The sequence below is a fragment of the Streptomyces sp. SLBN-8D4 genome, from assembly GCF_049739545.1.
Lineage (GTDB): Bacteria > Actinomycetota > Actinomycetes > Streptomycetales > Streptomycetaceae > Streptomyces > Streptomyces canus_C.
In genome coordinates this window covers 9306238-9319650 of sequence record NZ_JBMGQC010000001.1, presented here as the reverse complement: position 1 = coordinate 9319650, position 13413 = coordinate 9306238, and the positions used below count along the sequence as shown (strand labels likewise).

At 71.9% G+C, this 13413-nt stretch carries 16 protein-coding genes; 10 read left to right on the top strand and 6 right to left on the bottom strand.

All coding sequences use genetic code 11. From position 1 onward, the window contains the following. Positions 1-510 carry an SRPBCC family protein gene (locus RKD20_RS42300; protein ID WP_424882365.1) on the bottom strand — a complete coding sequence of 170 codons (510 nt, stop codon included), beginning with the start codon at positions 508-510 and terminating at the stop codon, positions 1-3. Between the two features lie 6 nt (positions 511-516). After that, on the bottom strand, positions 517-861 hold the full coding sequence (locus RKD20_RS42295) for an ArsR/SmtB family transcription factor (RefSeq protein ID WP_424882364.1): 345 nt from the start codon (positions 859-861) through the stop codon (positions 517-519). A gap of 179 nt (positions 862-1040) precedes the next feature. Between RKD20_RS42295 and RKD20_RS42290 the strand changes: the two genes are divergently transcribed. The 6 genes from RKD20_RS42290 (at position 1041) to RKD20_RS42265 (ending at position 5924) form a co-directional block, all read left to right on the top strand. After that, positions 1041-2543 carry an MFS transporter gene (locus RKD20_RS42290; protein WP_424882363.1) on the top strand — a complete coding sequence of 501 codons (1503 nt, stop codon included), beginning with the start codon at positions 1041-1043 and terminating at the stop codon, positions 2541-2543. Between the two features lie 187 nt (positions 2544-2730). Next, entirely contained in the window at positions 2731-3741 is a 1011-nt protein-coding gene (locus RKD20_RS42285; RefSeq protein ID WP_424883446.1) for a Ppx/GppA family phosphatase, read from the top strand. Positions 3742-3764: 23 nt separating this feature from the next. Further along, complete coding sequence (locus RKD20_RS42280) at positions 3765-3941, top strand: hypothetical protein (RefSeq protein ID WP_424882362.1); 177 nt, start codon at positions 3765-3767, stop codon at positions 3939-3941. Between the two features lie 92 nt (positions 3942-4033). Further along, positions 4034-5047, top strand: coding sequence for an iron-containing redox enzyme family protein (locus RKD20_RS42275; protein WP_424882361.1), 1014 nt, complete (start codon positions 4034-4036; stop codon positions 5045-5047). After that, the gene (locus tag RKD20_RS42270) at positions 5048-5734 is read left to right on the top strand and encodes a HemK2/MTQ2 family protein methyltransferase (protein WP_424882360.1); all 687 of its coding nucleotides are present in this window, start codon (positions 5048-5050) and stop codon (positions 5732-5734) included. It begins immediately after the preceding gene. Then, positions 5715-5924 (top strand): CDGSH iron-sulfur domain-containing protein, encoded by a 210-nt coding sequence (locus RKD20_RS42265; protein WP_007386614.1) that lies wholly within the window; start codon positions 5715-5717, stop codon positions 5922-5924. The genes RKD20_RS42270 and RKD20_RS42265 overlap by 20 nt, the downstream gene beginning before the upstream one ends. Before the next feature lie 207 nt (positions 5925-6131). On the opposite strand, the gene RKD20_RS42260 is transcribed toward RKD20_RS42265, so the two are convergent. Continuing rightward, positions 6132-6560: a protease inhibitor gene (locus tag RKD20_RS42260; RefSeq protein WP_424882359.1), complete on the bottom strand. Its 429-nt coding sequence runs from the start codon at positions 6558-6560 to the stop codon at positions 6132-6134. Positions 6561-6882: 322 nt separating this feature from the next. On the opposite strand from RKD20_RS42260, the gene RKD20_RS42255 reads away from it, so the two are divergent. From RKD20_RS42255 to RKD20_RS42245, 3 genes are all read left to right on the top strand, one after another. Next, entirely contained in the window at positions 6883-7446 is a 564-nt protein-coding gene (locus RKD20_RS42255; protein ID WP_424882358.1) for a hypothetical protein, read from the top strand. A gap of 180 nt (positions 7447-7626) precedes the next feature. Then, positions 7627-8322 carry an alpha/beta fold hydrolase gene (locus RKD20_RS42250; RefSeq protein WP_424882357.1) on the top strand — a complete coding sequence of 232 codons (696 nt, stop codon included), beginning with the start codon at positions 7627-7629 and terminating at the stop codon, positions 8320-8322. Between the two features lie 82 nt (positions 8323-8404). Then, complete coding sequence (locus tag RKD20_RS42245) at positions 8405-9574, top strand: lactate 2-monooxygenase (RefSeq protein WP_424882356.1); 1170 nt, start codon at positions 8405-8407, stop codon at positions 9572-9574. Between the two features lie 93 nt (positions 9575-9667). Here RKD20_RS42245 and RKD20_RS42240 read toward each other — a convergent pair whose 3' ends face one another. The 3 genes from RKD20_RS42240 to RKD20_RS42230 all read right to left on the bottom strand — a co-directional run bounded on the left by RKD20_RS42240 (position 9668) and on the right by RKD20_RS42230 (position 12463). Beyond that, entirely contained in the window at positions 9668-11278 is a 1611-nt protein-coding gene (locus tag RKD20_RS42240; RefSeq protein ID WP_424882355.1) for an RICIN domain-containing protein, read from the bottom strand. A gap of 558 nt (positions 11279-11836) precedes the next feature. After that, positions 11837-12214 carry a hypothetical protein gene (locus RKD20_RS42235; protein WP_007386606.1) on the bottom strand — a complete coding sequence of 126 codons (378 nt, stop codon included), beginning with the start codon at positions 12212-12214 and terminating at the stop codon, positions 11837-11839. Positions 12215-12217: 3 nt separating this feature from the next. Then, positions 12218-12463: a hypothetical protein gene (locus RKD20_RS42230; RefSeq protein ID WP_007386605.1), complete on the bottom strand. Its 246-nt coding sequence runs from the start codon at positions 12461-12463 to the stop codon at positions 12218-12220. 150 nt (positions 12464-12613) lie between these two features. Here RKD20_RS42230 and RKD20_RS42225 point away from each other — a divergent pair, with 150 nt between their 5' ends. Further along, complete coding sequence (locus tag RKD20_RS42225; RefSeq protein ID WP_424882354.1) at positions 12614-13336, top strand: 2OG-Fe(II) oxygenase; 723 nt, start codon at positions 12614-12616, stop codon at positions 13334-13336. The last annotated feature ends 77 nt before the right edge of the window (positions 13337-13413 follow it).

Here is a 13413-nt window from a genome sequence, read left to right as displayed (position 1 = left end):
TCAGTCCATGCCGGGGACCGGCGCCCCCGAGGGCACTCCCGCGTCGACGTACGCCTGATAGAGCTCCTTCCACGGGGGTCCGTCCCGGTGCTCGCCGCGGACCCGTGCGTCGAGGCCGGTCAGGCACACCTCCCACCCGGCGCCGTTGCGGGCGGCGGTGTCGGCGGCGGTCAGGACGTTGGTGAGCGTGAAGCGCGTCCGCTTCTCGTCCACCGGCTCCAGGTCGAAGTGCAGCTCGTCGCCGCCCCATTCGAGGGACAGATGCCGGGGTTCGTCGACGGCGAGCACCCGGCCCGTGGAGTCCTCCATGTGGGGGTCGCCGCTGAACTTGACGGTGCCGCCGGGGCGCAGCTCGATCTCGGCGCGGGACGGGAACCAGTGGGCGAGTTCGTCGGCGTCGGTCACGAGCTGCCAGACGCGGGCGACGGGGTGGTCGTAAGTGCGGCTGAAGCGGACGGCGGGGCGTCCGTCGTCCAGGGTCAGGTAGGTGCCGGTGAGGTCTGCGGCCATGGTGGATCAGTCCTTCGGGGCGGGTTCCTCGGGGGTGTCCGGCGCCGTCTCGTCGAGGCGGTCGCCCAGGGCGTCCAGGCTCGTGTTCCAGAGCTTGCGGTAGGGGGCCAGCCAGGCGTCCAGTTCGGCGATCGGGCCCGGGTCCAGGGCGTAGACGCGCCGCTGCGCGTCCTGCCGTACCCGGACCAGGCCCGCTTCCCTGAGCACCTTGAGATGCTTCGAGGTGCCCGGCTGGCTCAGTCCGCACGCCTCCACGATCTCCCCGACGGGCCGGGGCCGCTCCAGGAGCAGCGCGACGATGGCCCGCCGGTGCGGGTCGGCGAGGGCGGTCCAGAGCAGGGCGTCGGACATGAACCCAATATGCCTCGCCAGTTATATGCCGGTCAAGACATGCAGTCGGGGCCGTCCGGACATCCACCCCTCTAGCGAAACGTTGCCGTTTCGTTCGGCGTGGTCTAGTCTCGACGCGTACGAAACCGTTTCGTTTATGAACCGGACGTGTCCGGCCGACTTTCCCTGGAGTTGTTCCCATGTCCCAGAAGACTCTGACCGAGAGCGGGCGGGACGGTGCTGTCGCGGCACCGGCCGACGCCTCGGCCAAGCGGTGGTGGATCCTCGCCGTCATCGCGCTCGCCCAGCTGATGGTGGTCCTCGACGCCACCATCGTGAACATCGCCCTCCCCTCGGCCCAGGCCGACCTCGGCTTCTCCGACGGCAACCGGCAGTGGATCGTCACGGCCTACGCGCTGGCGTTCGCCTCCCTGCTGCTGCTCGGCGGCCGGATCGCCGACCTCTTCGGCCGCAAGACGGCCTTCCTCGTCGGGGTCGTCGGCTTCGCGGCCGTCTCCGCGCTCGGCGGTGCCGCCACCAACTTCGAGATGCTGGTCACCGCCCGCGCCCTGCAGGGCGCCTTCGGCGCGCTCCTCGCGCCGGCCGCGCTCTCCCTGCTCAACACGACGTTCACCGACGCCCGCGAGCGGGCCAGGGCGTTCAGTGTGTACGGCGCCATAGCCGGCGCCGGTGGCGCGGTGGGCCTGCTGCTCGGCGGCGTCCTGACCGACGCGCTCGACTGGCGCTGGACGCTCTACGTCAACGTCGTCATCGCCGTCGTCGCCTTCGCGGGCGGCTGGATACTGCTGCACAACCACCGTGACGCCGCGAACTCCAAGCTGGACGTGCCCGGCACCCTGCTGGTCGCCGCCGGTCTCTTCTCCCTGGTGTACGGCTTCTCCAACGCCGAGACGCACGACTGGAGCTCTCCCGAGACCTGGGGCTTCCTGATCGCGGGCGGTCTGCTGCTGGCCGCCTTCGCCTGGTGGCAGACCCGCGCCGCGCACCCGCTGCTGCCGCTGCGGATCCTGCTGGACCGCAACCGGGCGGCCTCCTTCCTGGCCGTGCTGATCTCCGGCGGCGGCATGTTCGGGGTCTTCCTCTTCCTCACCTACTACCTCCAGCTGAACCTGGGCTTCAGCCCGACCAAGACCGGTGCCGCCTTCCTGCCGATGGTCGCCGCGCTGATGGTCGCGGCCCAGGTCAGCACCACGATGCTGGTCCCGCGGATCGGACCGAAGGTGGTCATCCCGGCCGGCTTCGCGGTCGCCGCGGCCGGCATGGCCTGGCTGACCGGGATCGGCGTCGGCTCCAGCTACGTGTCCCACGTACTGCCGCAGCTGATCGTGACCGGCTTCGGCCTCGGCCTGGTCATGCCGCCGGCCATGCAGCTGGCCACCGGCGGGGTCGCGGCCGAGGACGCGGGAGTCGCCTCCGCCACCGTCAACGCCATGCAGCAGGTGGGCGGTTCGATCGGGACGGCGCTGCTGAACACGCTGGCCGCGAGCGCCGCCACGGACTACCTGGTCGGCAAGGACCCGACGAACAAGCTGGTCCAGGCCCACGCGACCATCGAGAGCTACACCACCGCCTTCTGGTGGTCGGCGGGCCTGTTCGCCGCCGGCGCGCTGATCGCCTTCCTGCTCTTCCGGCGCGGGGTGCCGGAGCAGGACGCGGACGCCGCACCCGTCATCCACATGTAGCAGCCGCCGCAGGAGCCGCCGGTACCGGAGGGCCGCCGTCCGCAGGGAGACGGCGGCCCTCCTCGCTGTCCACTGCCACCGCTGTCCGCAGCGCGTCCCACGTACTGTCGACACGCGGTGGCCGAGAGTGACGCCCTGTCAGATCGCCTGACGTTGGAAGGGGTTCTGCGTGGGTACCCACAGAGCCATGCGGATAAGCGTGGTGGATGTGGGTTCGAACACGGTGCGACTGGTGGTGGCGGACGCCGAGGACGGGGTGCCATTGCCGGTGCACACCGCGAAGTGGCGGCTGAGACTCGCCGATCATGTGCGGCCGGGCGGCCCGGTGCCCGAGGAGGCCGTGGAACAGTTGGTGGAGGCGGTGGAAGGCGCGTGCCGGACCGCCGCGAGATGGGGCGCGGCAGGCCCGCTGGCCTTCGCGACCGCGGTGGTGCGCTCCGCGCCGAACCGCCAGGAGGTGCTGCGCACCGTCCGCACCCGGACCGGCATCGGGCTGTACACCCTGCCGGGCGAGGTGGAGGCGGAGCTCACGTTCCTCGGGGCCCGGCGCTGGATGGGCTGGCGTGCGGGGCCGCTCGCGCTGTTCGACATCGGTGGCGGATCGCTCGAAGTGGCCTTCGGACGCGGGCGGTTGCCTGACTACGTCGCCTCGCTGCCGCTGGGCGCGGGGCGGCTCACCCACGAGTTTTTCGAGGGGGAGGACCCGCCGCTCCCGGAGGCGATCCGGGCACTGCGCCGCAAGGTCCGCCACCAACTGCGGGACGTGGCGTCACGGATCCGCTGGGAGGGACCGCGCACCGCGGTGGCCACCTCACGCACCTTCGAGCAGCTGGGGCGGCTGTGCGGGACCCCGCCCGGGCGGCGCGGACCCTTCGTGGAACGCCGGATGCACCGCGCCGATCTGCGGGAGGCCGCCGAGCGCCTGGCCGCCCTCCCGGCCGCGCGGCGCGCCGAGCTGCCCGGCATCTCCGCCCCGCGCGCCGCACAGAGCCTGGCCGGCGCCGTGGTGGGCCACACGGCGATGAAACTCACCGGGATCAGAACCGTCACCATCTGCCCCTGGGCGATCCGCGAGGGGGTTCTGCTGCGGCACATCGAGGACGGCCCCTCCTGGTGGGCCGAGATCGCCCGCCGCAACGAGGACGACGCCGTTCCCCCCGAGCCGGTGACCCTGCGTATCGCGAGCGCCACCACCTGAACGAGGAAGAAGGGAGGACGACCGTGCCGGAGAACAAGCAGAAGCAGAAGCCCGACACCGCCCTCGACGAGGTCCTGCACGAGGTCGAGGACGCCGAGAAGCGCGTCCGGGACTCCGACGGGGAGCGCGCACACAAGGGCGAGGCCGGGGACGCGACCACTCCCAATCAGCACGCCCAGGAGGAATCCGCCGGAGAGTGACCCTTGCCCGGTCCCGGGCGGGCGGAGAGTGACCCTGGACCGGTCCCGGGCGGGCGGGGGGTGATCCGCCGACGCCCGGGTACTCGGGGCCCATGCCTCAGGACCCTCGAGAACCACAGCTGCCGCAGGCCCGGGGCCCGGTCTCCGCCGCAGTCCAGGAATATCTGCTCGGCGCCGGACCACTGCCGCCTGACGAGACCGTCGCCAGGGCGGACGTGTACGGCGACGACCTCCAGCTGGCCCTCTACATCTGCTACGAACTGCACTACCGCGGCTTCGCGGGCGTCTCCTGCGACCTCGAGTGGGACCCCGGCCTGCTGCGCACCAGGGCCGCCCTGGAACACCGCTTCCTCTCCGCCCTGCGCACGGACACCCCGGTCCACGACAGCGTCGAGGACGCGCTCGCCGGGCTCCTCGTGGAGCCGGTCGACGGCACGGGAGTCAGTCACTTCCTGAGCAAGGAGGGCGAGCTGTGGCACGTGCGCGAGTACGCGGCCCAGCGATCGCTCTATCACCTCAAGGAGGCCGACCCGCACGCATGGGTACTGCCGCGGTTGTGGGGCAGGGCCAAGGCGGGCATGGCCGCGGTGGAGTTCGACGAGTTCGGCGGCGGCCGCGCCGACCGGGTCCACGCCCTCCTCTTCGCGAACCTGATGACGGACCTGGGCCTGGACACGACGTACGGGCACTACCTGGACGCGGCCTGCGCGGAGATGCTCGCGACGGTGAACCTCATGTCCCTGCTGGGCCTGCACCGCAGCCTGCGCGGAGCCCTCGTGGGCCATTTCGCGGCGGTGGAGATCACCTCCTCCCCCGGCTCCCGGCGACTGGCCGAGGCGATGCGCCACACCGGCGCGGGAGCGGCCGCCGAGCACTTCTACGACGAGCACGTCGAGGCCGACGCCGTCCATGAACAGGTCGTACGCCACGAGGTGATCGGCGGCCTGGTGGCCGAGGAACCGCACCTCGCCGCCGACGTCGCCTTCGGCATTGACGTCACCGGACATGTCGAGGACCGGCTCGCCGACCGCCTGCTGCGCGACTGGGCGCAGGGACGCTCGTCCCTGCGCACTCCCCTTCCTTCCGAAATCCACCATATTTCCTGAATGTCGGGGTACTTGAGCAAGGTGAGATCACTGAACCCCCCACTGGTCCTCCCCGGCGTCTACGGCCCTCAGGAGGACACCGCGCTGCTGGCCGGAGCCCTGTCCGAAGAACCGCTGCCGCCCGGCGCGGACGTCCTGGACGTGGGCACCGGGACGGGTGCGCTCGCTCTCCAGGCGGCACACCGGGGCAGCCGGGTGACCGCGGTCGACGTGTCGTGGCGCGCGGTGTGCACGGCCCGGGCGAACGCCTGGCTGACCGGTGCGTCCATCCGCGTCCGGCGCGGAAACCTCTTCCGCCCCGTGCGGGGTCAGTCGTTCGACCTCATTCTGAGCAATCCGCCGTACGTGCCGGCGCCGACGGGCGTCCGGCCGCCGCGCGGAAGGGCCCGGGCCTGGGACGCGGGCCACGACGGGCGTTTCGTGCTGGACCGCGTCTGCCGGGAGGCGCCCGCCCTGCTGCGTCCCGGAGGAGTGCTGCTGATCGTGCACTCCGAACTGAGCGACTCCGGACGGACGGTGGGGCATCTGCGCGAGGCCGGCCTCAAAGCCGCCGTGACCCGCCGTCACCGCATCGCGTTCGGGCCGGTGTTGCGCACCCGGAAGGACTGGCTGCGGGAGCGCGGTCTGCTCTCCCCCGCCGATGAGAAGGAAGAGCTGGTGGTCGTCCGTGCCGAACTCCCCCTCTGACTCCGGCCGGCCGTGCCGCATCCGGGTCCAGCACCGCGGCCCGCTGCTCGTGGAGGGCCCCGTGGAAGTGGAGCTGGAGGACGGCTCCACGGTCGTCTCCGACCGCTTCCGGGTGGCCCTGTGCACCTGTCGGCGCAGTCGTCGCTACCCGTGGTGCGACACCAGCCACCGGGAGCGGACCCGTTCATAGACAAGAAGTCGACGCACTTGAGTCGGCGTTCCCCGATTTCTCGAGTTCCCCGATGCTCCGAACAAACAGTGACCCGAAGGTCCGGCGGACGGCCCCACTCCGTCCGCCGGCCCTCGGTGCGGGATCACGGGGGTTCCGTGAGAGGGGCGGCACTCCCCAACTGCGGGCCCCTCGGGCAGATCACGGGCACCACGCGACCCCGGTCCCTCAGAACGCGAAGAGACTCCCGTAGGAGTTCTTCACGCACTCGTTGGCGAAGGTCCGTTCGTAGGAGACGCGCTGGCCCCGCCAGACGCCGTCGACCGTGACCACCACGGGGTGGTACTCCCTGGTGCACAGGGCGTCGGAACCGGCTCCGAGAGCGTCGAAGTCCCCTCCGGTCGCGCGCAGTTCGGCGCAGGCCGGAGCCGCGGCCGGATGGGTGCCCGAGGAGGTCGGGGCACAGGTCAGGGTCACGGCACGTTCCGGGGTTGCGGTGGCGGCGCTCTCGCCGTGGCCGAGGGTGAGCACGAGGGCCGACGGAGCGTAGAGGCCCGAGGCGGCGGCCGGTTCGGCGAGAGCGGCTCCGGTCAGGGGTCCGCAGACGGCGGTGGCCGTGAGGCCGAGGGTCGCTGCCCAGCGCGCGGTGTTCCGCATTGTGTGCATCCTTCCGCTGGATTCGAGGGTGTGCCCTCCGACTCGGTCGGTGCCGGAGCGGCGACGGTGAGTCTGCCGACTCCTGGCTCCGACTTCACATCGACCCCACAGCTTTCAGTAACCTTGCGTGTTGAATCAGTGGCGTGAAGTCACATCATCCGAACAGCTGAGCCCTTTGACTGGGCGGTTCTTGATCGCCCGATCCGGCCGTATGGCCTGAAAACCCCACCTCGGCAATAGGCCTGAAACATTCCGCTTCAGCCGTCAGCGCACACCGTCACGACCCCTTGCGTTCATGAAGCGGCGGAGTAATCGTCATTACATGATTACCGACGAACAGCGAGAGAAGCTGCGCGGCTGGTTCACCGGCCGCTTGCCCGACGACCTCTTCGAGGCCCTGGTCGAGGTGGTGGTCGACCGCGAGGAGATCACTGTGATCGGCCGCATCCCCGGCCCTCGGCTCGCCGAGGGCGTCTCGGCCGCCGAGCGGGAGGCGGCCGTGCAGGGCCGGATCCAGGAGTTCCGGGAGCGCACCCGGGAGGACCGCGTCGAGGTCGCCCGCGAGGCCGAGCACAAGTTCCGCCGCAAGGTGTCCTGGGGCGTGGAGTGCGACGGCGACCGTGCCCTGTTCACGCATGTGGCCGCGCCCGTGATGACCCGGCTGCGCCAACCCGAGCGCCAGGTCCTGGACACCCTGATCGCCGGCGGGGTCGCCCGCAGCCGCAGCGACGCGCTCGCCTGGTGCGTCCGGCTGGTCCAGCGGCACACCGACGACTGGCTCGCCGAGCTGCGGGAGTCCCTGGAGCACGTCCAGCGGGTGCGGGAGCGGGGTCCGGACTCCGAGGGGGTGGCCGATTCCTCCGCAGGGGACCCGGAAGACGAATAGGACATGCGGTGCCCCACGCTGCCGCGGGTCCGTGCCCGTCCGTCCTGGTGCACTGCAACCCCCTAGGGACGCGGGGAACTGCGCGACCAGCCACATCGGGCCCGCACCCGCCCAACAACCGAACCAGGCACCCCTGCAGGCGCCCGGGGAGCCGTCAGTGCCGTCGGCTACGTTGCGGACATGACTCACTTCGTACTGGTGGCAGGAGCAAGGCTCGGGGCGTCCGCGTGGGACGAGGTCGCGGCCGAGCTGCGCGCGGCCGGGCACCAGCCCCATCCGCTGACCTTGTCGGGCCTCGCCGAGAAGCAGGGTGTCCCGGTGGGCCGGCAGACCCATGTGCGGGACATCGTCGACGAGGTCGAGCGCCTGGACCTGCGCGAGGTCGTGCTGGTCGGGCACAGCTACGCGGGCGTCCCCGTGGGCCAGGCGGCCGAGCGGATAGGTGACCGGCTCGCGCGGGTGGTGTTCGTGGACTCCAGCGTGCCCGTGGACGGGGAGTCGTTCCTGTCGGGGTGGCCGAGCGACCACGTACGCGAGGAGATCGAGGAGCACGACGGCTATTGGCCGCCGGCGGGCGCGGACCACTACGCCGACCAGGGGCTGACGGACGAGCAGATCGCCCGGATCATCCGGTGCTCGTCCCCGCACCCGGGAGCGACGCTCACCGAACCCGCGGTCCTCACCCGTCCGCTGGGCGAGCTTCCGGCGACCTACCTCAAGTGCCTGCTCGACGACGAGGAACCGATGCCCGTCGTGGCCGAGCTGCTGAAGAGCGAGCAGTGGGAGCTGGTCGAGATGGACACCGGCCACTGGCCGATGTTCTCCCAGCCGGTCGAACTGGCCCGGATCCTCGCCGAAGTCGGCGCGGCCTCCTGAGCCGAGGCGGGCGCCGCCTCCTGACCCGCGCCTGCCCCCGGATATCGTCGGCGCACCCGACGAGGAGAGGCGGTTCGGACGGATGGCCAAGCACTGGGCGGACTTCCAGTACGAGATCTATCTGAGCGGGATGTCGGGCGCGGTGCCCCGGCTGCCCACCGACCTGACCCGGCTGGAGGAGCTCACGGAGCAGCGGCTCGGCCCCGGGCCGGTGGGTTATGTGGCGGGCAGTGCGGGGGACGGCAGTACGGCGCGGGCGAACCGGGCGGCGCTGGAGCGGCGTCGGATCGTCCCGCGCATGCTGCGGGACGTCCACGAACGCGACCTGTCGGTGGAGGTGCTGGGCCGCCCGCTGCCCGCCCCGCTGGCCCTCGCCCCGGTCGGCGTCCTGTCGATCATGCATCCCGACGCGGAACCGGCGGCGGCCCGGGCGGCCGCGGCGCAGGGCGTGCCGTACATCCTGTCGTCCGCCTCCAGTACACCGATGGAACAGGTCGCCGAGGCGATGGGGGACGCCGAACGCTGGTTCCAGCTGTACTGGCCGAAGGACCCGCAGGTGGCCCTGAGCTTCCTGAACCGGGCGAAGGCGGCCGGGTTCACGGCCCTCGTGGTCACCCTGGACACCCCGTTGCTGTCCTGGCGGCCCCGCGATCTCGACCAGGCGTATCTGCCGTTCCTGCGGGGCGTGGGCACCGCCAACTACTTCTCCGACCCGGCCTTCCAGGCGGGTCTGGCCAAGCCCGTGCACGAGGATCCCGACGCGGCCGTGCTGCACTTCGTCGGCATGTTCGCGGACCCCGGCAAGACCTGGCCCGACCTCGCGCTGCTCAGGGAGAACTGGGACGGGCCGATCGTCCTCAAGGGCGTCCTGCACCCGGACGACGCCCGCCTCGCCGCGGACGCCGGGATGGACGGGGTCGTGGTCTCCAACCACGGCGGTCGACAGGTCGCCGGGGCCGTCGCGGCGGCGGACGCGCTGCCGCGGGTGGTGGAGGCGGTCGGCGACCGACTGACCGTGCTCTTCGACAGCGGTGTCCGCACCGGCGACGACGTCTTCAAGGCCCTCGCGCTCGGCGCCCGCGCGGTGCTCCTCGGACGGCCCTACGTCTACGGCCTCGGACTCGACGGGCAGGCGGGCGTCGAGCACGTGATCCGCTGTCTGCTCGCGGAGTTGGACCTCACACTCGCCCTCTCGGGTCACGCGAGCCCGGCCTCGGTCGGCCCCGACGACCTCGTGGAGGACCACGCCTGAGGGGTGGACCCCGCCCGAGGGGAGCCCTCCGACGAAGGGAGGCCTCCATCAAGAGGCCTCCCCGCCCTCGGCGGACCTGCGACGGAACCGTCCCTATACCCGGTCCGTGAGCTGCGCGGGCCGGGCCCGCGGGGCCTCGGTCCCGGTGACCGACAGCGAGCCGGGGTTGGCGCCGGAGGCCGCGTCGGTCAGCCACCGTTGCTGGTCCGAGCGGTCGCGGACCTTGACCACGACATCGGCGCCCGGGTCCGCGCCGGTGGAGGCGAGGGCGAGTTGCTCGTCCCAGCGGGGCAGTAACTCCCCCTGCACCGTGAGGTCGTAGCGCACGTCGCCGGCCCGCTTCGCCTTGGCGTCGGCGCATTGGCCGAGGATGACCACGCCCGCGTCCGCGTGCGAGTCCAGGCACAGCTCGGGATCCGCCTCGCTGCGCAGCAGACCGTCCTCCTCGTACGACCACTGCTGGGTCCGCTCGGTCGAGCAGGCCGCGAGTTCGGTGCCCGCGCCCGCTTTCACCGCGCCCCGGATGTCGAGGCAGAGGTCGGCGGCGGCGTTGCGCAGCCGGGTCACCGCCGGTGCGGTGGGCAGCTGGGCGGTGCCCGGAGTGCCGGCGCCCGGGACCGTGCCGCTTCCACTGGCGCTGGTGGAGGCGGCCGGGTCGGCGCCGCCGTCGTGCGACCACAGGCCGGCGGCGAGCATGGCCGCGAGGAGACCGGCGGAGGTGAGGCCCACTCCGGTGAGCAGCGTCCGTGAGGACCGCAGGCCCCCGCTCTCTCCGGGAGCGCGGCGGCCGGGAGTCGGGATGCGGTCGAGGAGACGACGGCGTTCCGCGCCGTGCCGGCCGGCGCCTCGGCCGCGGGCCGGCGTCTGGGGCGTACGCCCGGCGCGCAGTTCGAGATAGCGGCGGGCACCCCAGCCCAGCACCGCCTCGGCGATCAGGATGCCCAAGCCGCCCTCGAAATGGCTCAGTTGTTCCGCGGCGGAACGGCAGTAGCGGCACTCCGCGAGATGCTGCTGGACATCCGGCAGCAGGGCTCCACCGCGGCGAATCGGAACGTCTAGGAGGCGGTTGTAGAAGCGGCAATCCTTCGTGGGCGCGAGTTCCCGATGGGCATGTACACATCCTTCGCGGAATTTTTCACGCGCCTGTTCGAGCGCTGCCGACGCCGTGTCGGTATCCATGCCGAGGAGCGCGGCGGGCACGGCAATCGACTCCGCCTCCACCTCGGTGTGCCACAGCAGACAGCGGGCGAGTCCGGGAAGCGACTGGAATGACCGTTCGGCGAGCTTGCGATTTTCGGGGGTCATGGACTTCGCGGCCCGCATACCGCGGCCGCCGTTCGGTTTCACCAGGTCCGGCAGAACAGCGGTCGTCCGGTCCTCGGCCGCCCACTCCTTGACCGTGTCCCGCACGGCCACGAGGGTTCTGGGGCGCAGCGCGAGGGCCGGTTCGCCGAGCGCGAGCCGGTCCAGGACCTGGTGAAAAGCGGCCGCGGCCACCATCGAGGCGGTCTCGGAGGGAGAGGCGAGGCAGATGACCGCGTAGTCGTGCGCCGGTTTCCAGTGGCGCGCCATGAGCAGCGCGACGGCCTGGGCCGCCTCACCGTCGGGGCGGCCCCTGAGCCGGGCGGCGAGATCCTCGTCGGATTCTCCGGAGGCGCCGCCGGGCGGAGGGTAGGGAGGGAGCGGTGGGTGGGGGGTTGGCACTGAGCGGGTTTCCTTCCCACAGACATGGGACTCACAGAAGTTCTCCTGCCGAAAAGGAGTGCCGAAGACGCATCCCTTTTGGGCGGGCGAGTGGGAAGCACGAATTCGCCGACGCCCCTCCGCCCCGGTTCCCCACGGGACGAATGCGACCCGGCCCTTGCCCCCCACACAGGTGGTTCACCCTTGCACAAGTCACTCACGGCCAACAAGGCACCTGGGCAACATCCGCGTCAATTGAAAGATAGTCAGACAGCGTCGCAACTGCGTGCCTTCGCACCGGCTTTCGACATTTCATGCGCCCCGTGTGAAACCCGCGCACGCGCCGGAGCTCCGCGCACGCTCCCCCGGCGCGGTGACCGGTAGTCCACTGGAAGCGGCCCTTCTCGGAGGCCCCGCGCGGGACGGCGGCTCTCCCGCGCGAAACCCCGGCCGCCGACCCCGTTCCTCCCGCCCTCGGTCGGCGGCCCCGGGGGCGAGGTGGTCGGCGTCCGGCCGGGGCACCCCGCTCCGGCCGCGGCTCGCTGCCCGTGCGGACGGGCCGGACAGGTGGACGGGGGCTCAGATCTGCCAGGAGCGCAGCCGGTCGGCCGCGCCGTACACGTCGGTCTTGCCGGAGATCAGGTCGCGGGCGAGGTCGACGAGGGCGCCGTAGGGCGGGTCGATGCCGACGCCGCTGACGAACATGTAGGCCACGGCGGTGGCGCAGGCGAAGCGGGCGTTGGCCGACGGTAACGGCTTGAGCAGGGCCAGGGTGTGCAGGAGGGCGGCGGCGCGCCAGGCCGGGTCGGAGTCGACGCCGAGGCGGGGCGGGTCGACGCGGTGCCGGGCGACGGCGGCGACGAGGGCCGAGAAGTCGTTGATCGTGGGCTGGTCGGGCAGGACCTCTTCGTGCCGCTGGAGCAGCCAGGGCACGTCGATGTGAACCACGGAAGCCATCGGTCAGCCGACCCGCCCCGCACCCTTGGCGGCCGGTTCGTCCTCGGGGAAGGCGGCCGCGAACTCGTCGGCGTGGGCGGAGAAGAACCGCCGGAACGCCTCCGCGCCTTCCTGCAGGGCCCGGTGCCGGGCGATGTCGGCCGCGGCGGCCTCCCGTACCAGGGCCTTCATCGACGTACCGCGCTCCTTGGCGATCTGCCGCAGGTCCTCTAGCTCGCGATCGCTGAACTCCACGTTGAGAGCTGGCATGCCTTCACGGTACCTCGCGGGTACTTACCCGTAAATACCAGCAGGTCAAGATGGTCTTCGCGCGGTACCGGAGCGTCCGAGCGCGGTGTCCGATTCCCGCCGGACCGGCGGGGGACCGGGGCCCACACTCGAAGGGGAGGAGGAAACGACATGACCGTCACCCCCGACCTGGCCGCCGCCCGGGTCGCCGAGACCGACTGGGCCGCCCTCGGCGCCGAGTTGGACGTCCACGGCTGCGCGCCCACGGCGCCGCTGCTGACGCCCGCCGAGTGCCGGGGCCTGACGGCGCTGTACGAGAAACCGGAGCTGTTCCGGACCACCGTGGACATGGCACGCCACCGCTTCGGATCGGGCGAGTACCGCTACTTCACCCACGCGCTGCCCGCCCCGGTCGCCGCCCTGCGCGCCGCGCTCTACCCCCGTCTGCTGCCCGTCGCCCGCGACTGGGCGGCCCGTCTCGGACGCCCGGCCCCCTGGCCGGACTCCCTGGAGGAGTGGCTGGAGCGCTGTCACGCGGCCGGGCAGGACCGCTCGGCGCAGATCCTGCTGCGCTACACCGAGGGCGACTGGAACGCGCTGCACCGGGACGTCTTCGGTGACCTCGTCTTCCCGCTCCAGGTGGTGGTGGGGCTGGACGAGTACGGCGCCGACTACACCGGCGGCGAGTTCCTGATGGTCGAGCAGCGGCCCCGCGCCCAGTCCCGGGGCACGGCGACCGTGCTCCCCCGGGGCCGTGGTGTGGTCTTCACGACCCGTGAACGGCCGGTGCGTACACAGCGCGGCTGGTCGGCCGGCGCGATGCGGCACGGGGTGAGCGTCGTGCGCTCCGGCCGGCGGCACGCGCTCGGGATCGTGTTCCACGACGCGTCCTAGCCGCCCGCCCCCGCCCCCGCCCCCGGTGAGGCGTGGGTCACATTCCGGCCGGGGATGTCACATTCCGGGGCCTCAAG